Raw genomic sequence first — 18,689 nt, 5'->3', positions numbered from 1 at the left:
GTCTGCCGAAAGTCCGCTGGAAGTTCGCTGTGAAGGGTTTTCCACAGGTTCGGGTGGCGCGCGCGCGAAGTGTCGGCGCAACGGCCTAGGGTTTCGGGTATGAGCGTTGCAGCTGAAGTCGATGTGCATGGGCATCCGCGTGGGGCGTTGTCGCCGTCCCGGGCCGCGGACTTCATGAGCTGCCCGCTGAAGTATCGCTTCCGTGTCATCGATCGACTGCCGGAGAAGCCCTCGTCCGCCGCGGTTCGCGGCACGGTGGTGCACGGCGTGCTGGAGCGTTTGTTCGACCTGCCGCGTGGTCAGCGGACGCTGGAGCACGCGGCCGAGATGCTCGAGCCGCAGTGGCAGCACGTGCTGGAGGAGGAGCCGGAGGTCGCCGAGCTGTTCGCCGAGGACGCGAGCGGCGAGGAGCTGGCGAAGTGGCTGGCCGAGGCGCACCAACTGCTCGGGAAGTACTTCACCCTCGAGGACCCGAACGCGCTCGAGCCGGCCGAGCGGGAGCTGTACGTCGAGACCGCACTGGAGTCGGGCCTGGTCCTGCGGGGGTACGTCGACCGCCTGGATGTCGCGCCGACCGGTGAGATCCGCGTGGTCGACTACAAGACCGGACGGTCGCCGTCGGAGTTCTTCGAGGCCAAGGCACTGTTCCAGATGAAGTTCTACGCGCTCGTGCTCTGGCGGCTGCGCGGCGTGGTGCCCGCGATGCTGCAGCTCGTCTACCTCGGCAACGGCGAGATCGTCCGGTACGTGCCCGACGAGGCCGATCTCCGTGCCTGCGAACGCAAGGTCACCGCGTTGTGGACGGCAATCACCCGGGCGCTCGAGTCCGGCGACTGGCGGCCCAGCCCCGGCCCACTCTGCGACTGGTGCGACCACAAACCTCTGTGCCCGGCCTGGGGCGGCACACCCCCGCCACTTCCCACCCGCTCGGTCGAGGAGGTCGCGGCCGAATCCGCCGGGGTGGATCTGGTCGGCGTCGACGGCTGAGGGCAGCCACCCGGCCGCGGAGGAACCCTGGGTGGATAGCGTTCGTCGCATGAGCGTGGGCGACACGGCTGCGGTGCGGGCTGTTGGAGTGTGGAAGCGGTACGGCGGCGGCCAGACACAGGTCGACGCACTCGCCGATGTGACTGCCGACGTCGGCAAGGGCCGGTTCACCGCGATCATGGGCCCGTCGGGGTCCGGCAAGTCGACCCTGCTGCACTGCCTGGCCGGGCTGGACAAGCCGACCGACGGGCAGGTCTTCCTCGGCGATGTCGACCTCACCCGGCTGCCCGACAAGCAGCTCACGCACCTGCGCCGGGACCGGATCGGATTCGTGTTCCAGGCGTTCAACCTGGTCCCGACGCTGACCGCGCTGGAGAACATCACCCTTCCCGTCGACCTGGCCGGCCGCAAGCCCGACCAGAACTGGCTCACCACTGTGATCGACACGATCGGCCTGTCCGACCGCCTCGGCCACAAGCCGTCGGAGCTGTCCGGCGGCCAGCAGCAGCGGGTTGCGTGTGCCCGCGCGCTGATCTCCCGGCCGGACGTGGTGTTCGCCGACGAGCCGACCGGCAACCTCGACTCGCGCTCGTCGGCCGACGTACTCGGGTTCCTGCACCGCTCGGTCCGTGACTTCGGCCAGACGGTCGTGATGGTCACCCACGATCCGACCGCGGCGTCGTACGCCGACCGGGTCCTGTTCCTGGCCGACGGAAGGCTCCAGTCCGAACTGCTCGACCCGACGGCCGAGACCGTGCTCGACACCATGAAGCAGCTCGACCCGGCCGTGGCCGGCTGATGCTCAAGCTCGGTCTCCGCTCGGTCCTCGCGCACCGGCTCCGCTTCGTCCTGTGTACGGTCGCGGTCCTGCTCGGTGTCGCGTTCGCCGGCGGCGCGATGGTCTTCACCGACACGCTGTCCACCGCGCTGAAGAAGAACTTCAGCACCAGTACGGCGGACATCACCGTGACGCCGGCCAGCCCGATCGAGGCCGGCGCGAACCGGCCCGCGACCTTCCAGTCCGAGGTGGTCGAGCGGGTCGCCGCGGTACCCGGTGTCGCGAGTGCGAACCCGCAGCTCCTGGTCAGCGACGTACAGATCCTCAGCCCGGACGGGAAGCCGATCGAGACCTATGGCCTGACCAGCTTCGGCGCCGCGTGGACCCGGGATTCCCGGAACGCGCCGTTCAAAGTGGTCGACGGCGAACCGCCCTCAGGTGTGGCAGAGCTCGGCCTCGACCAGTCCACCGCGACCCGGGTGGGCTACGACCTCGGCGACCAGGTCCGGATCGTCACGCCGACCAGATCCGTCACCGCCAAGCTCACAGCGATCACCACGCCCGGTCTGTCCGGGGTCTCGGCCGGTGCCCCGCTGGTCACCTTCGACGCCACGACCGCCCAACTCCTCCTGCTCGGCAAACCGGGCTGGACCTCGATCAGCGTGGCCGTCGCCCCCGGATCCAACCCCGGCACCGTGCGCAACGCGATCGCCCAGACCATCGGAGACTCGGTCAAGGTTCGCACCGCCCCGCAGGTCGCGGCGGACGGCGAGCACGACCTCGACAACACCTTCGGCGGCTTCAGCACCGTGCTGGTGATGTTCGCCGGCCTGGCCCTGTTCGTCGGCACGTTCCTGATCGTCAACACGTTCGCGATGGTCGTCGCGCAGCGATCGCGCGAACTGGCGATGCTCCGGGCGATCGGCGCCTCCCGCGGCCAGGTCACCGGCGCGGTCCTCGCCGAGGCGCTCGTCATCGGTGTCGTCGGCTCGACCCTCGGCCTGCTGATCGGCATCGGTGTGGCCGCGGGCATCCAGTTCTTCTACCAGCACCTCGACCTCCAGATCCCGACCGCGGCGCTGCAGATCAGCCCCGCCACCGTGATCGCGTGCTACGTGATCGGCGTCGGCGTGACGATCGCGGCGGCGTACCCGGCGGCTCGCCGGGCAGGAAAGCTTCCGCCGGTCGCGGCGATGCGCGACGACGTGGCGCTGCCGGAACGCTCGCTGCTCGTCCGTGTCCTGATCGGCGGGTTCCTGCTGCTGATGGCCTTGATGCCGGCCCTGATCGGCCTGAACGCCGGCGACCTCCCCGGCGCCGTCCTGATCGGGCTCGGCGCCGGGCTGACGGTGCTCGCCGTCGTGATGATCAGCCCGCTGATCAGCAGGTACGTCGTTCGCGCGCTGATGTGGCCGCTCGGTCGCAAGGCCGCGGTGACGCTCGGCCGACGCAACGCCGAGCGCAATCCGCGGCGGACGTCGGCCACGGCCTCCGCGCTGATGATCTCGGTCGCGCTGGTCAGTGGGCTGCTCGTCATCGCCGCGTCGGCCAAGGCATCGATCGTCCAGAACATCGCGGACGCCCTCGGCAGCTCCGAACTGGTCATCACCTCCGATGGTCCGGACAGCTTCAGCACGCAGGTCGCCGACCGGGTCGGGAAGGTTTCCGGCGTCAGCTCGGTCCACCAGGTCCGGCAGCAGGCGGGCCAGGTCGGCGACACCGCGGTGCAGGTCAGCGGCGTCAGCGAGGGCACCCTCAACGGGCCGATCGTGACGAAGTTCGACGCCGGCTCGGCGGCCGTACTGCGTGACGGCCAGGCCGTCCTGCCCCGGAACCTGGCGAAGACCCTCGGCCTGAGCGTGGGTAGAACGTTCGATCTCGCCATGACGACGGGCAAGCACCGCCTCACCGTCGGCGGCATCCTGGCCCCGAACCGCCAGCTGAACACGGTCGTCCTCTCGCTCCCGGCGTACGAGGCGGTCGGCGGCGCTCCGAGCGACACGGTCCTGTACGTCGAAGTTGCCCAAGGCACCGAAGTGGGGCCGGTCGGGGCCACGATCCTCGGGCAACTGAAGGACTATCCGTCGATCCAGGTCCGCGATCAGCAGGGGTACGCGGCCGGCGCGCGCGGGCCGGTCAACGGCATCCTCGCGGCGCTCGGCATGCTGCTCGCGCTGGCGATCCTGATCGCGATCCTCGGCATCGTGAACACGCTCGCACTCGGCGTGGTCGAGCGGACCCGCGAGATCGGCCTGCTGCGGGCCATCGGGATGGACCGCCCGCAACTGAACCGGATGCTGCGGGTCGAGTCGATCGCGATCTCCCTGCTCGGAGCCCTGCTCGGGCTGGCGATCGGGGTGGCGTTCGGCGCGTCGATCCAGGCCGCGATGGTCGACAACGGGCTCAACGTCCGCGACATCCCCGTGCTTCAGCTGGTGATCGCAGTACTGGCCGCCGGCATCGTCGGCGTACTCGCTGCGGTCTGGCCGTCACGGCGCGCAGCCCGCCTGGACGTCCTGCGCGCGATCGCCTCAGAGTGACCGCGAAGTAAAGCCAGGCACTGTTTTCACGGGTAGCCTGCGGTTGTGCCGGGCACTGTGCAGTCGATCGAGCGGGCTGCGGCTGTGCTCCGACTGCTAGCCGCCGCGCCCGACGGACTTGGGGTCGCGGATCTCGGCAATGCACTGGGGCTGGCCAAGACGACCGTGCACGGCATTCTGCGCACGCTGCATCAGGTCGGCTTCGTCGAGCAGGACCACAGTGGCGCGCATTACCACCTGAGTGACGCCTTCGGCCGGCTCGGCGAGAGCTACCTCGATCCGAACGAGCTGCGCAGCCGGGCGATCAACTGGGCCGACTCCCTCGCCTCCCGCAGCGGCGAAGTGGTCCGCGTCGGCCGCCTGCTCGAAGGCAAGGTCGTGGTCGTCCACCACGTCTTCCGCCCGGACGACAGCGACCAGGACCTCGACGTCGGTACGACGCTCCCGCCGCACGCGACCGCTCTCGGCAAGGCCGTACTCGCGTTCGACACCAGCGGCGCCGCCCGCCCGCGCAAGCTGGAGGCGTTCACCACCCGGACGATCACCGACCCGGTCCGGCTGGCCGATGAGCTGGCCGCGGTGCGCGCCCGCGGCTGGGCCAGTGAGTTCGAGGAGCTTACGGTCGAGGTGGCCGGCATCGCCGCGCCGATCCGCGGACTCGGCGGTCTCGTTGTCGGCGGGGTGGGACTGGTCGGCCGGATCGAACGGATCTGCGACAGCCGGCTGCGGCACCGCGGCGACCTGGTCACCATGGTTCGTGCCACCGCCGAGGCGATCGGCCGAGACCTGCGGGAGGACACCTGATGGTTCGACGGGGGTGGCTCGATGGCTGAGCAGTACGTGGCGGCCGTCGACCAGGGGACGAACTCGACACGATGCATCCTTTTCGATCGGCGCGGGCGACTGGTGTCGGTGGCGCAGCGCGAGCACCCGCAGCTGTTTCCGCGACCGGGGTGGGTCGAGCACGACGCCGGGGAGATCTGGAACAACGTGACCCGGGTGGTCCCGGCGGCGATCCGGCAGATCGGCGCCGTGCCGTCCCAGATCGTTGCCATCGGCATCGCCAACCAGCGGGAGACCAGCCTGCTCTGGGACCGGTTCACCGGTCAGCCGATCGGGCACGCGGTGGTCTGGCAGGACACCCGGACGGATCGGCTCGTCACCGAGCTGGCCGAGGACGAGGGACCGGACCGGTACGCCGACCTGTGCGGCCTGCCGTTGACGACGTACTTCTCCGCGCCGCGGATCCGGTGGATGCTCGACCACACGCCCGGTCTGCGGCAGCGGGCCGAGCGCGGCGAGATCTACTTCGGCACCATGGAGAGCTGGCTGATCTGGAACTTCACCGGCGGCGCGTCCGGCGGACTGCACGTCACCGATGTGACGAATGCCAGCCGGACCATGCTGATGAACATCGAGACGCTGGAGTGGGACGACAGGCTGCTGGAGGCGTTCGACGTACCGCGGGCGATCCTGCCGGAGATCCGGCCGTCGTCCGGGGTCTTCGCGACCGCGACCGAGGTGCTGCCCGGTGTCCGGATCGGAGCGGCGCTGGGCGACCAGCAGGCCGCGCTGTTCGGGCAGACCTGCTTCAGCGCGGGCGAGGCGAAGTGCACGTACGGCACGGGCTCGTTCCTGCTGCTGCACACCGGGCAGGAGATCGTCCGGTCGAAGCACGGCATGCTGACCACGGTCGCCTACCAGATCGGTGACCAGCCGGCGTCGTACGCGCTGGAGGGCTCGATGGCGGTGACCGGCTCGCTGGTGCAGTGGTTCCGGGACGGGCTCGGGATGATCCACACCGCGGCCGAGATCGAGACACTGGCCCGGACCGTCGAGGACAACGGCGGCGCGTACATCGTGCCGGCGTTCTCCGGCCTGTTCGCGCCGCACTGGCGCAGCGAGGCGCGGGGGGTGATCGCCGGGCTGACCGGCTACATCACCAAGGGACACCTGGCCCGTGCGGTGCTGGAGGCGACCGGGTTCCAGACCCTCGAAGTGGTCGACGCGATGAACGCCGACTCCGGGATCGCGCTGACGGCGCTGAAGGTCGACGGCGGGATGACGGCGAACAATCTGCTGATGCAGTTCCTCGCCGATCTGCTCGACGTCCCGGTGGTGCGCCCGATGGTGACCGAGACCGTTTCGCTCGGGGCGGCGTACGCGGCCGGTTTGGCCGTCGGCTACTGGCCCGATCTCGAAGGGCTGCGGAGCAACTGGCATCGCGCCGGTCAGTGGATTCCGCACATGGATCCGGCTCGCCGGGAGGCGGAGTACGCGAACTGGAAGGCCGCCGTGCAACGCACGTTCAACTGGATCCGCCCCGAGGACCAGAACCTTTAGCTAGCCTTTCGGCGAGCCTCGAAGAGCATCAGCCGTGATGTTGCTCGACCGCAGCGGGAGGGCTGTCTCAGGCAGCCCTCCCCATTGGTCTGATCAGGCCGGCGAGACGATGTCGGGGGCTTCGAGGCGGACCTTGTCGGCCGACTCGTCGTCGGGCTGCTCCTGGGAGTCGCGTTCGGACTGGACCCGGCGGAGGTAGACCGACACCTCGCGCTCGATCGTCGCCTCGTCCCAGCCGAGGATCGGGGCGACCAGGCGGGCGGCGGCCTCGGCGGCGCCGACACCGCGGTCCCAGGCCTCGATCGAGATCCGGGTCCGGCGGGCCAGGATGTCGTCGAGGTGCCGGGCGCCTTCGGCCTTGGCGCCGTACACGATCTCGGCCTTCAGGTAGTCCTGGGTGCCGGGCAGCTGCTCGCCGAGCGACGGGTCCTCCTCGACAAGGGCGAGGACTTCGTCGACCAGGGCGCCGTACCGGTTGAGCAGGTGCTCGATCCGGGCCACGTGGAGGCCGGATCGCTGCGCGATCAGGTGCCGCTGGTTCCACTTCGCGTGGTAGCCGTCGGCGCCGACCAGCGGGGTGGTCTTGGTGACCGACTGGGGTACCCGGCCGTCGAGTGCCGCCGCGGCCGCGTCGATCGCGTCCTTGGCCATCACCCGGTACGTCGTGTACTTGCCACCGGCAACGACTACCAGACCCGGCGCGGCGTGCGCGACCACGTGTTCGCGAGACAGCTTCGACGTACTCTCCGACTCGCCGGCGAGCAGCGGACGCAGCCCGGCGTACACGCCCTCGACGTCCTCGCGGGTCAACGGCGTCGTGAGTACGGCGTTCACGTGGTCGAGCAGGTACTCGATGTCCTTGCTGGTCGCGGCCGGGTGGGCCTTGTCCAGGTGCCAGTCCGTGTCGGTGGTGCCGATCAGCCAGTGCCGGCCCCACGGGATGATGAACAGCACGGACTTCTCGGTCCGCAGGATCATCCCGGTGCTGGACTGGATCCGGTCCTTCGGGACCACGAGGTGAATGCCCTTCGAGGCACGCACGTGGTACTGACCGCGCTCCCCCACCATCGCCTGGGTGTCGTCGGTCCACACGCCGGTCGCATTCACGACCTGCTTGGCCCGGACCTCGAACTCACGGCCGCTCTCCAGGTCCTTCGCCTGCACCCCGGTGACCCGCTCGCCCTGGCGCAGGAAGCCGGTGACCTTGACCCGGTTCGCGACAAGAGCGCCGTACGACGCCGCCGTCCGGGCGAGTTCCATCGTGTGCCGGGCGTCGTCGACCTGGGCGTCGTAGTACTGGATGGCGCCGACCAGGGCCGACTTCTTCAGGCTCGGCACCAGCCGCATCGCACCGCTTCGGGTCAGGTGCCGGTGCAGCGGCAGGCCGGCGCCGTGACCCGAACTGACGGCCATCCCGTCGTACAAGGCGACGCCGGCACCGGCATAGAACCGCTCCCACCAGCGGTGCTGGAGTGGGTACAGGAACGGCACCGGCTTGACCAGGTGCGGTGCCAGGCGTTGCAGCAGCAGCCCACGCTCCTGCAACGCCTCGTGCACCAGCCGGAAGTCGAGCATCTCCAGGTAGCGCAGACCGCCGTGCATCAGCTTGCTGGACCGGCTGGAGGTGCCGCTGGCGAAGTCACGCGCCTCCAGCAGTCCGGTGGTCAGGCCCCGGGTCGCGGCGTCCAGGGCCGACCCGGTGCCGACCACCCCGCCACCGATCACCAGGACGTCCAGTTCCCGTCCGTCGGCCATCGCGTCGATCGCTTCGGCCCTCGCTTGCGGTGACAGAGCCACTACGCCCACTGTGCTGTTCCTTCCGATTCCGTTGCTTGTTACCGAGACAGCCAGGTCAGTCGACGTCGACCCAGTCGAGGGTCCGCTGGACCGCCTTCTGCCAGCCGGCGTACCCGGCTGCGCGCTGCTCGTCGTTCCACTGCGGCTCCCACCGCTTGTCCTCGTTCCAGTTCTGGACCAGCTCTTCCTTGTTCTTCCAGAAGCCGACCGCCAAGCCGGCCGCGTACGCCGCCCCGAGTGCCGTGGTCTCCGCGACGACCGGCTTGCTCACCGCAACGCCGAGGATGTCGGCCTGCATCTGCATGCAGAGCTCGTTGGCGGTGATGCCACCGTCCACCTTGAGCACGTCCAGCTTGACGCCGGAGTCCTTCTCCATCGCGTCCGAGACGTCCTTGCTCTGGTAGCAGATCGCTTCCAGTGTTGCTCGGGCCAGGTGGGCGTTGGTGTTGAACCGCGACAGTCCGACGATCGCACCACGGGCGTCGGACCGCCAGTACGGCGCGAACAGGCCGGAGAACGCGGGCACGAAGTACACGCCCCCGTTGTCCGCGACCTGCCGGGCCAGCGTCTCGGTCTCCGCCGCGCCGGAGATGATGCCGAGCTGGTCGCGCAGCCACTGGACGGCCGACCCGGTCACCGCGATCGAGCCCTCCAGCGCGTAGACCGGCGCCTCGTCGCCGAACTTGTAGCACATCGTGGTGAGCAGGCCCGCCTTCGACCGGACCAGCTCGGTGCCGGTGTTCAGCAGCATGAAGTTGCCGGTGCCGTAGGTGTTCTTCGCCTCGCCCGGGTTGAAGCAGACCTGGCCCACGGTCGCCGCCTGCTGGTCGCCGAGGTCGCCGGTCAGCGGAACCACGCCTCCCAGCGGGCCTCCTCCGAGGGTCTCGCCGTACTTGTTCGGGTCCGACGACGGCCGGATCTCCGGCAGCATCTGGCGCGGGATGTTGAAGAACGAGATCAGCTCGTCGTCCCAGTCGAGCGTCTCCAGGTTCATCAGCATCGTGCGGCTGGCGTTCGTGACATCGGTGATGTGGACGCCGCCTTCGGTGCCGCCGGTGAGGTTCCACAGCACCCAGGTGTCGGTGTTGCCGAAGACGGCGTCACCGGCCTCCGCGGCCGCGCGGACCCCGTCGACATTCTCGAGGATCCATTGCACCTTGCCGGCTGAGAAGTACGTCGCCGGCGGCAGGCCGGCCTTCTGCCGGATCACGTCGCCCTTGCCCTCGCGCTCCAGCGCGGAGGCGATCCGGTCGGTCCGGGTGTCCTGCCAGACGATCGCGTTGTAGTAGGGGCGCCCGGTCTTGCGGTTCCAGACCACCGCGGTCTCGCGCTGGTTGGTGATGCCCAGCGCCGCCAGGTCGCTGGCCTGCAGACCCTGCGCGTTCATCGCGGTCCGGATGACCGAGCTGGTCCGCTCCCAGATCTCCACCGGATTGTGCTCGACCCAGCCGGCCTGCGGCAGGATCTGGTCGTGCTCCAGCTGGTGGATGCCCCTCTCGTTGCCGGAGTGGTCGAAGATCATGAAACGGGTGCTCGTGGTGCCTTGATCGACGGCACCGACGAAGTCAGCCATGGAAAGTCCTCTCCTCACACTGCTTTGTGGTGCGATGCGTCATGCTGCGGTCTCCTCGTCGGGTACCCGGCCCGGCTCCTCGTCGGCCTCGCCGACCGGCAGGTTCCGGCCGACCAGCAGGTCGTAGAGGAGCGCGCCGATGAGCGCGCCGATGATCGGTCCCACGATCGGGACCCAGAAATAGGGATCCCCGAACTGGTCCTTGAACGCCCCTCCATAGCCAGTCAGGTAGGAGGCGAGCCGCGGCCCGAAGTCACGTGCCGGGTTGATCGCGTAGCCCGCCAGCGTGCCCCAGGCCATTCCGATGCCGACGACCAGCAGGCCGATGATGAACGGACCGAGATTCGCCGCGGGGGCGGTGTTGCGCAGGTCGACGATGGCCAGGATGACCATCATCAGGATCCCGGTACCGATGATCTGGTCGAGGAAGCCGCCCCACATGCCGACCCCGAGCTCCGTGCTTCCGTTGCCCGGCAGGGTGGAGAACACACCCTGACTCTTGATCGTCAGGCCGGGGTCGAACTTCTCCAGGACCTTGTCGTAGTTCCAGCGGACCACCAGAGCCGCCGCGAACGCGCCGAGGAACTGTGCACCGATGTACGGCAGCACCTTCCGCCAGGCGAAGCCGCGGAACGCCGCCAGGGCGATCGTCACCGCGGGATTGATGTGGGCGCCGCTGATCCGGGCTGACACGTACACGCCCATCGTCACGCCGATACCCCAGGCCCATGCAATCGAGTCGTGATCCCCAATACCACCGGCCACCACTTGGGCCACCACGCCCACACCGAACAGGATCAGGATGAACGTTCCGGCGAACTCCGCGGAACACTCCCCCAGAAGGGTTCTTGCCTTGACCGCTTCGGTCGTAGCCATGCCGAACCTCCCTTCCACGCCGTGACGACCACGGCTGGCTGGAATGTAGAAGCGTTCGCGAGGCGGCACAACGCTCGTCGTTCGACATTGTCGAACGCTCTCCCCCCGGTCGCTCGCTGCGACACTCGGTGACCTCACCGAAGCGAACAGGTACCTCCCGGCCCGGCGACCACGGCCCGCAGCCCCGGCTCGCCGGCACTGACAGGCAGCCCCGCCCTGAGCACCTCGAGTACGGCGCTCACCTCGGCCGGCCGTGGATGTGTGGCGCTGAACTCGACCAGCTCGGCCATCGGTAGCCCGGACGCGGCGGGATGGCGGCTCGTGCCCCAGTCGATCAGGAAGGGCACGACACCGTCGTACGGCGAGGGCTGTGCGATGGTCAGCCGCCAGCTCAGCACCTCACCGGCGGGGGTGGTCCGGGACATCGACACGATCGACCCGAGGTCCGCGCCCGCCTGCCGCGCGGCCTCCGCTGCCGACTCGATGTCGTCCGGGTGGATCGCCCAGGTGACCAGCCGCTCGCCCTCGAGCGTGTCGATGCCGAACGGCACGGGCTCGGTCGCCGGGCGTTCCAGGTCCGGCCCGATGATCTCGAGGTACGCCGTGGGACCGAGCCCGACGAGGTAGTTCCGGGTGCCACGGCCGTCGTGGCGACCACCTTCGGCCGGTTGGACCCCGGTCGCCTCGGCGAACCAGGCGATGGTCGCGGCGAGATCCGGGGTGGCGAACGCGAGGTGATCCAGCATGCCCCGACAGTACGACTTCCGATGGACCAACCATTTGAGACTCTCAGGACGTCAGGGCGGGTGAGGATGTGTCCGACGGAGGGGACTGGATGGGCGACGCCGGGGAGTTCGCGGAGTTTGCCCGGGGGCGGCACGGCGCGTTGTACCGCTATGCGTATCTCCTGGCCGGTGAGCGAGGGCTGGCCGAGGACCTGGTGCAGGAGGGTCTGGTGAAGACGTACGTCGCCTGGCGTCGGCTGCGGGATACCGCAAACGCCGAGGCCTATACGCGGCGCGTGATCACCACAACCGCGATCACGTGGTGGCGGCGGAAATCGTGGAATGCCGAGCGGCCGAACGACGATCTGCCGGAGCAACTGGCGCCGTACGAGGACACCACCGCACGGGTCTGGCTCTGGCACGAGCTGCGGCAACTCCCGCCGCGGCAGCGGGCCGCGATCGTGCTCAGGTACTACGAGGACCTGACCGAACCGCAGACCGCCGAAGTCCTCAACTGCTCCGTCGGCACCGTGAAGAGCCAGGTCTCCGCCGCGCTCAAGAAGCTGCGCGCCCGCCTCGGCGACGACGTCGTACTTCTGGACGCCCTGGGAGCCACCCGATGACCGAACTGCTCAAGGACACTCTCACCGCCCAGGCCGCCGGCGCCGAGCCGCCGGAGCTCGACCTCGACGCCGTCATCACGCAGGGCAAGCGCCGCATCCGCCGTCGGCGGGCCGGCACCCTTCTCGGTACGGCGTTCGTCGCGCTCGTCGTGGTCGCGGCCGGGCTGACCGCGGTCCGGATCATCCGGGACGACGCGGAGCCGGCGGCCAAGCCACCCCTCCCGTTCACCGAACGGCGTCCGACGTACGCGCTGAACGGCGTGATCCACTTCGGCGACGCGGAGATCTCGACCGGCACCACCCGCCTGGCGCGCTACGTCCAGACCGACGTCGGCTTCGTATTCGCCGACCGCGACCAGATCAAGCTGGCCGACGGCCGGACCACCCGGACGCTGGCCGACGCCACGAGCGACAGCCCGGTGGTCGCATCCGGCGCGCTGGCCGGTTGGGAGGAGCCGACCACCAGCGGCACCCGCACGATCATCCGGGACCTCCGCACCGACGACGTGGTGTACCAGATCAACCGCCCGAGCGAGGCGCACAGTTCCCCACCGGCCCGGCCCACCGGCGGCCTGGTCGCCCTCGACGGCAACTCGGCGTACTTCACGACGACCGGCGGACTGTTCCGGCTGGACGTCCGCACGCACCTCGGACAGCTGATCCGGCCGTCGTACCCGGTGGTGGTCAAGTCCGTCACGGCGGACTCCAGCACGTACGCCTACCTGGACAAGCCTCCGGAGGGTACCGGAAAGTACGTGATCGCGACCGGCGGAACCTTGCGGGTGTACGACGGCCACGGCCGACAATATGTGACCGTCACCGGCGCGCAGCCGAAGATGTTCGGGCAATGGCTGAACGACACCACCTTCACCGCCGCCGATGCGCCGGGACGCGACCAACCCGTCAACTTGCTCACATGCTGGGTGCCCGCAGGCCTCACCATGAGCTGTGGCATCGCGAAGTCCGCCATCGCTACGAACCCGCAGGACCTCACTTTCCCGTCGAACTGATCGCTCCTGCCAACCGCTTGGCCGGGCTCGGCGTCTTGGGAGTTGGGTCTTGTCGGCTTTGGAGGGTTGGAATGAGTGTGTCGCTGCTCGGCGGCTGGTTTCCGGTGCTGCTGGATGTCGTGGCCGCTGCGTCCGTGCCGGCGGCGGTGGGCTGGAGGGATGGGCAGTGGCGCCGCCGGACCGTCCCGCTGGTTGCGGGCGGCGCGGCGCTGGGAACGCTGATTGCGGCGTACCCGGGTGCGCGACTGCTCGGGATCACCGATCCGCTGCCGTTCCGCGTGTGGCTCTGGTTCGGGCTCGGTCTGGCGGCGCTGATCGTCTTGGCCGCCGGGTGGCGTAGTGCGCGGTGGTGGCGGCGCGGCACGGCGGTCGTCGCGATGGCGCTCGCCACGCTGGTCTTCGCGAACCAGATCAACCAGTTCACCGGCTACTACCCGACCATCTCGGCCGCGGTGAACGACTTGACCAACACCCCGCTGCCCGGTCAGGAGTCGATGTCCGGGCTGGTTCACGGCACCGGTACGACGAAGCTCCCGCCGGCCGGACGGTTGGTCGCGGTGAACATCCCACCGGCGTACAGCGGCTTCCGGCATCGGCAGGAGCTCGTCTACCTGCCGCCGATCTGGTTCCGCGGTCGTCATCGGCCGGCGCTGCCCGTGGTGGAGATGATCGGCGGCGAGCGCGGTGGCCCGGGTGACTGGGTCCGGCTCGGCCACGCGGTACAGGTCTCGGACGCGTACGCTCACCGCCATCACGGGTTCGCGCCGATCCTCGTCTTCACCGATCCGATCGCCAGGTTCGACAACGACACCGAGTGCGTGAACGGCCCGCGCGGCAACTCCGCCGACCACCTCGACCAGGACATCCCGCACTTCGTCGAGAACACCTTCGGCGCCTCGAAGGATCCCCGGCAGTGGGCCGTCGCCGGCTTCTCGATGGGCGGCACCTGCGCCCTCGACCTGGTGGTCGAGCACCCGTCGACCTTCACCCACTTCGTCGACATCTCCGGCGACCTGGCCCCGTACACCGGCGACCCGGCGCAGACCCTGTCCGACCTGTACGGCGGAAACGTCGCGGCCGAACACGCGAACGAACCGCTCCTGGTGATGCATGCCCACGGCCCCTATCAGGGCGTGAACGGCCTGTTCCTCACCAGCACCGCCGAACTCACGCATCAGCACGAGGCCGCCGAGCTGTCCCGGGCGGCCGCCAAGGTGGGCATCTGGTCCCGGGTCCAGGTCTCCCCTGGCACTCACGTCTGGCAGTTCGCCGGTCCCGCGTTCGCCACTGCCTACCCTTGGCTCGCGAACCAGCTCCTTGCGAAACCGGCGAGGTCGACCAAACCGGCGTGATCCCCAGACTGCGGCGTCTCACCACCGCGCTCCTCCTCCTCGCCCTCGTCGCCACGACGGCCGGCGGCGGCGCGGTGGCAGGCGTCCGCACGGCGACCGCGCACCCCGGTCAGCTCGAGGTTGTTGCCCTCGGCGACTCGGTCACTTCCGGCGCCGCCTGCAACTGTGCTGCCTTCCCCGCGATGTACGGCGCTCTGCTCCGCGCCCGCACCGGCTCCGCAGTCTCCGTCGACAACCTGGGCGCCGGTGGCCTCGACAGCGCCGGCCTTCTCCGCCGGCTCGACCAGCCCCACTCCCCCACCGAAGCAGCGACCTCCACGGCCGACGTCGTACTCGTCACCATCGGAGCCAACGACTTCGGCGACCACCACGACGACATCACCACCGGCCGGTGCACCGACACCGACTGCGTCGCCGACGAGCTCGAGCAACTCAGCACCAACCTGCACCGGATCCTCGAACGGATCGGCGCCCTCCGCACCGGCCGCGCGACCACCGTCCTCGTCACCGGCTACTGGAACGTCTTCGAGGACGGCGAGGTCGCCCGCCGCACCTTCCCCGCCACCGGCCGCGCCGCAACCACCGGCCTGACCCTGCGCGTCAACGCGATCATCGCCAACGTCACCGCCGCGACCGGTGCAACCTACGTCGACCTCTATGCACCCTTCGAGCGACCCGGTACGGACGTCACCGCACTGCTAGCCCCGGACGGCGACCATCCCAACGCGGCCGGCCATCACCTGATCGCCCAACTCCTGGCGAACACCGGGTTGCCCAGGGCAACCTTCCACTGACGTCAGCTGGCGTCGGTGTCCGGGCTCGGGACCGGCGCGACCGGCTTGTCGCTGGGCTGGTTCTCCGGGAAGTGGCACGCGGTCTGGTGCCCGGGGGCCAGCTGGAGCAGCGGCGGCTCGGTGGTCTTGCAGATGTCCTGGGCCTTCCAGCAGCGAGTGTGGAAGCGGCAGGCGGGCGGCGGGTTGATCGGGCTGGGGACGTCGCCCTGGAGCCGGATCCGGTCCTGCTTGGCCTTGCGCTTGGTGTCGGGCACCGGGACCGCCGAGAGCAGCGCGACCGTGTAGGGATGCATCGGCTTCTCGTACAGGTCGACGCGGTTGGCGAGCTCGACGATCTTGCCGAGGTACATGACCGCGACCCGGTCCGACACATGCCGTACGACGGACAGGTCGTGCGCGATCATCACGTAGGTCAGATCGAACTCGTCCTGCAGGTCCTCCAGCAGGTTCACCACCTGGGCCTGGATCGACACGTCCAGCGCGGACACCGGCTCGTCGGCGACGATCAGCTTCGGACGGAGCGCGAGCGTCCGGGCGATGCCGATCCGCTGACGTTGACCGCCGGAGAACTCGTGCGGATAGCGGTTGTAATGCTCCGGGCTCAGACCGACCAGTTCGAGCAGTTCCTGCACGGACTTCTTCACGCCCTGCTCGGTCTTCACGTGCTGCAGCTTGAACGGCGCGCCCACGATCTTGCCGACCGTGTGTCGCGGGTTCAGCGAGCCGTACGGGTCCTGGAAGATCATCTGCACGTCTCGCCGCAGCGGCCGCATCTGGCCCTCGCGGAGGTGGCTGATGTCCCGGCCTTCGAGGGTGATCGTGCCCGACGTCGGCTCCAGAAGGCGGGTCAGCAGCCGGCCGGTGGTGGTCTTGCCACAACCGGACTCCCCCACCAGCGACAGGGTCTCGCCGCGGGTGACGTTGAACGTCAGACCGTCGACCGCCTGGACGGCGCCGACCTGGCGCTGCAGCACGCCCTTGCGGATCGGGAAGTGCTTCACCAAGCCGCTGACCGACAGCAGTTCCTCGCCGATCTTCGGCTCGACAATGCCCGGGACGGCGGTTGGGTCGGTATTCGCAGTCGTCACAGTCGTCGTCCCGTTCACAGCTTCGGCTTGATGTCGGTCTCCCAGGCTTGCTTGCGCTGCTCCGGGGTGAGATGGCAGGCGACCATGTGACCGTCGCCGATGTCCAGCAGCTCGGGACGCTCGGTCTCGCTGGCGCCGCGGGTCAGGTGCGCGTAGTCGCAGCGCGGGTTGAAGGGGCATCCGCTCGGCACGTTGATCAGGCTCGGCGGCGTGCCCTTGATCGGGATCAGTCGCTCGCTGCGCTCCCGGTCGATGCGGGGCATCGAGCCGAGCAGACCCCAGGTGTACGGGTGCTGCGGGCGGTCGAAGATGTCCTCCGCGGTGCTGTACTCGATCGCGCGGCCGGCGTACATCACCTGGATGTCGTCGGCCAGTTCGGCGACCACGCCTAGGTCGTGGGTGATGATGATGACGGCGGAGTTGAACTCGCGCTGCAGGTCCCGGATCAGGTCCAGGATCTGCGCCTGCACGGTCACGTCGAGCGCGGTGGTTGGCTCGTCCGCGATCAGCAGGTCGGGGTCGCAGGACAGCGCCATCGCGATCATCGCGCGCTGCCGCATACCGCCGGAGAACTCGTGCGGGTACGCGTCCACGCGCTTGTCCGGCTGCGGGATGCCGACCCGGTCGAGCATCTCGATCGCGTGCTTGCGCGCGACCTGCTTGCTGACCTGGTTGTGCACCCGGTACGCCTCGATGATCTGGTGCCCGACGGTGTAGAACGGATGCATCGCGGAGAGCGGGTCCTGGAAGATCATCGCCATCCGCTTGCCGCGGAGCTGCCGAACCTCCTCGGGCGTCGACGAGACCAGGTCCTGGCCGTCGAGGAAGATCTCGCCGCTGATCTTGGCCGCACCCCGTGGGTTCAGGCCCATGATCGACAGGCTGGTCACACTCTTGCCCGAGCCGGACTCGCCCACGATGCCGAGCGTCTTCCCCCGCTCGAGCTTGAACGAGATCCCGTCGACCGACTTCACCACTCCGTCGTCGGTCGGGAAGTGCACTTTCAGATCGCGGACGTCCAGGAACGCTTCGCCTCGCTCGATCCGCTGCACGGTGTCCTGTTTCGGCTCGGTCACGAGATACGCACCCTCGGGTCGACGACGGCGTACATGAGGTCGACGATCAGGTTCGCCAGCACGATGAAGAACGCGGCGACCAGAGTCACGCCGAGCACCTTGGGCAGGTCGTTCGCCCGCAGTGCAATGACGGCGTACTGACCGATGCCGGGCAGCGAGAACGTCGTCTCGGTCAGGATCGCACCGCCCAGCAAGAGGCCAACGTCCAGGCCGAAGATGGTCAGAATCGGGGTCAGTGTCGCCCGCAGGCCGTGGCGGGTCACCACGGTCCGTTCGGTCAGGCCCTTGGCCCGAGCGGTCCGGACGTAGTCCTCATTCATGGTCTCCAGCATGCCCGCCCGGGTGAGTCGTGCATACGCCGCGGCATACAGGAACGCGAGTGTGGTCCAGGGCAGGATCAGGTCGTAGGCCCACTCGAGCGGATTGGACGCGTCCATCGGATTGGACCCGCCCTGCGCAGTCCAGCCAAGACCGTAGCTGAAGATCGACAACGCGAGCAGACCGGTGAAGAAGATCGGTAGCGAGACACCGGCCAGCGCCACCGACATCAGCGATCGGTCCAGCACCGATCCACGTCTGAGCGCCGAGATGACACCGGTGCCGACACCGGCGATCAGCCAGATCACGGCAGCACCGACCGCCAGCGATATCGTGACCGGTATTCGGTCGACAAGGTCCGGCCAGACCGGCTGCTGGGAGAGGAACGAGTAACCGAAGCACGGCGCCGGGCAGCGCTCGATGGAGGGACCGGTGTTGTAGTCCTGGCCGGCGACCAAGCCCTTGAGGAAGCGGCCGTACTGTACGTAGATGGGGTCGGTGAAGCCGAGCTTGACCGCCGTGTCGTGGATCTGCGCCTCGCCGACGCTCTTGCCGACATAGCGCGACGCCAGGTCGTCCGCGGTCGCGCCACCGAGCCGGGGCACCAGGAAGAAGATCGAGAACGTGACGGCCGTGACGATGACGAGCAGGAACACTGCCCCGATCACCCGGCGGACTAAGTATGCGAACACCTGGTCGGCGTGGGGGGGGGGGGGGGGGGGGGGGGGAACGAGAAAAACCCCCCCTCCCCCCCCCCCCCCGGGGAGGGGGGGGAATAAAAAAGGGAACACATCTCTAGGCCCCACCCA

16 protein-coding genes are annotated in these 18,689 nt (G+C 68.9%); 9 read left to right on the top strand and 7 right to left on the bottom strand.

The window, feature by feature from the left end:
* Window positions 1-99: 99 nt before the first annotated feature.
* Genes ACZ3HV_RS10590 through glpK (ACZ3HV_RS10570) form a run of 5 tightly spaced genes read left to right on the top strand, consistent with a single transcriptional unit; the run spans window position 100 to window position 6,648 of the window.
* Window positions 100-987, top strand: coding sequence for a RecB family exonuclease (locus tag ACZ3HV_RS10590; RefSeq protein WP_465682983.1), 888 nt, complete (start codon window positions 100-102; stop codon window positions 985-987).
* Between the two features lie 49 nt (window positions 988-1,036).
* Window positions 1,037-1,786 (top strand): ABC transporter ATP-binding protein, encoded by a 750-nt coding sequence (locus ACZ3HV_RS10585; protein ID WP_465682981.1) that lies wholly within the window; start codon window positions 1,037-1,039, stop codon window positions 1,784-1,786.
* A complete protein-coding gene (locus ACZ3HV_RS10580) occupies window positions 1,786-4,305 on the top strand; it encodes an ABC transporter permease (RefSeq protein ID WP_465682979.1) in 2,520 nt (839 codons plus the stop codon). Before ACZ3HV_RS10585 ends, ACZ3HV_RS10580 begins: the two co-directional genes overlap by 1 nt.
* Window positions 4,306-4,350: 45 nt before the next feature.
* Window positions 4,351-5,109 carry an IclR family transcriptional regulator gene (locus tag ACZ3HV_RS10575; protein ID WP_465682977.1) on the top strand — a complete coding sequence of 253 codons (759 nt, stop codon included), beginning with the start codon at window positions 4,351-4,353 and terminating at the stop codon, window positions 5,107-5,109.
* A 21-nt stretch (window positions 5,110-5,130) separates the two neighbouring features.
* Window positions 5,131-6,648, top strand: a complete 1,518-nt coding sequence (gene glpK, locus ACZ3HV_RS10570) for a glycerol kinase GlpK (protein ID WP_465682975.1) — start codon at window positions 5,131-5,133, stop codon at window positions 6,646-6,648.
* Between the two features lie 93 nt (window positions 6,649-6,741).
* On the opposite strand, the gene ACZ3HV_RS10565 is transcribed toward glpK (ACZ3HV_RS10570), so the two are convergent.
* The 4 genes from ACZ3HV_RS10565 to ACZ3HV_RS10550 all read right to left on the bottom strand — a co-directional run bounded on the left by ACZ3HV_RS10565 (window position 6,742) and on the right by ACZ3HV_RS10550 (window position 11,640).
* The gene (locus ACZ3HV_RS10565) at window positions 6,742-8,454 is read right to left on the bottom strand and encodes a glycerol-3-phosphate dehydrogenase/oxidase (protein ID WP_465682973.1); all 1,713 of its coding nucleotides are present in this window, start codon (window positions 8,452-8,454) and stop codon (window positions 6,742-6,744) included.
* A gap of 46 nt (window positions 8,455-8,500) precedes the next feature.
* Window positions 8,501-10,018, bottom strand: a complete 1,518-nt coding sequence (gene glpK, locus ACZ3HV_RS10560) for a glycerol kinase GlpK (protein ID WP_465682971.1) — start codon at window positions 10,016-10,018, stop codon at window positions 8,501-8,503.
* Between the two features lie 39 nt (window positions 10,019-10,057).
* Window positions 10,058-10,894, bottom strand: coding sequence for an MIP/aquaporin family protein (locus tag ACZ3HV_RS10555; protein WP_465682969.1), 837 nt, complete (start codon window positions 10,892-10,894; stop codon window positions 10,058-10,060).
* Between the two features lie 134 nt (window positions 10,895-11,028).
* Entirely contained in the window at window positions 11,029-11,640 is a 612-nt protein-coding gene (locus ACZ3HV_RS10550; protein WP_465682967.1) for a VOC family protein, read from the bottom strand.
* Window positions 11,641-11,708: 68 nt separating this feature from the next.
* Here ACZ3HV_RS10550 and ACZ3HV_RS10545 point away from each other — a divergent pair, with 68 nt between their 5' ends.
* From ACZ3HV_RS10545 to ACZ3HV_RS10530, 4 genes are all read left to right on the top strand, one after another.
* Window positions 11,709-12,242 carry a SigE family RNA polymerase sigma factor gene (locus ACZ3HV_RS10545; protein ID WP_465682965.1) on the top strand — a complete coding sequence of 178 codons (534 nt, stop codon included), beginning with the start codon at window positions 11,709-11,711 and terminating at the stop codon, window positions 12,240-12,242.
* Window positions 12,239-13,252: a hypothetical protein gene (locus tag ACZ3HV_RS10540; protein ID WP_465682963.1), complete on the top strand. Its 1,014-nt coding sequence runs from the start codon at window positions 12,239-12,241 to the stop codon at window positions 13,250-13,252. The genes ACZ3HV_RS10545 and ACZ3HV_RS10540 overlap by 4 nt, the downstream gene beginning before the upstream one ends.
* A 71-nt stretch (window positions 13,253-13,323) precedes the next feature.
* The gene (locus ACZ3HV_RS10535) at window positions 13,324-14,604 is read left to right on the top strand and encodes an alpha/beta hydrolase (RefSeq protein WP_465682961.1); all 1,281 of its coding nucleotides are present in this window, start codon (window positions 13,324-13,326) and stop codon (window positions 14,602-14,604) included.
* A complete protein-coding gene (locus ACZ3HV_RS10530; RefSeq protein WP_465682959.1) occupies window positions 14,601-15,398 on the top strand; it encodes an SGNH/GDSL hydrolase family protein in 798 nt (265 codons plus the stop codon). Before ACZ3HV_RS10535 ends, ACZ3HV_RS10530 begins: the two co-directional genes overlap by 4 nt.
* 2 nt (window positions 15,399-15,400) lie before the next feature.
* Here the strand turns inward: ACZ3HV_RS10530 and ACZ3HV_RS10525 are convergent, their stop codons facing one another.
* From ACZ3HV_RS10525 to ACZ3HV_RS10515, 3 genes are read right to left on the bottom strand one after another with little or no spacing between them, the layout of a single operon-like run.
* The gene (locus ACZ3HV_RS10525) at window positions 15,401-16,486 is read right to left on the bottom strand and encodes an ABC transporter ATP-binding protein (RefSeq protein WP_465682957.1); all 1,086 of its coding nucleotides are present in this window, start codon (window positions 16,484-16,486) and stop codon (window positions 15,401-15,403) included.
* A gap of 14 nt (window positions 16,487-16,500) precedes the next feature.
* Complete coding sequence (locus ACZ3HV_RS10520) at window positions 16,501-17,562, bottom strand: ABC transporter ATP-binding protein (protein ID WP_465682955.1); 1,062 nt, start codon at window positions 17,560-17,562, stop codon at window positions 16,501-16,503.
* Window positions 17,559-18,572 (bottom strand): ABC transporter permease, encoded by a 1,014-nt coding sequence (locus tag ACZ3HV_RS10515; protein WP_465682953.1) that lies wholly within the window; start codon window positions 18,570-18,572, stop codon window positions 17,559-17,561. The genes ACZ3HV_RS10520 and ACZ3HV_RS10515 overlap by 4 nt, the downstream gene beginning before the upstream one ends.
* Window positions 18,573-18,689 lie beyond the last annotated feature (117 nt).

Source organism: Kribbella sp. NPDC020701 (assembly GCF_055562215.1).
The sequence above is the reverse complement of the archived record's forward strand: the minus strand, read 5'-3'. Positions and strand labels throughout refer to the sequence as shown.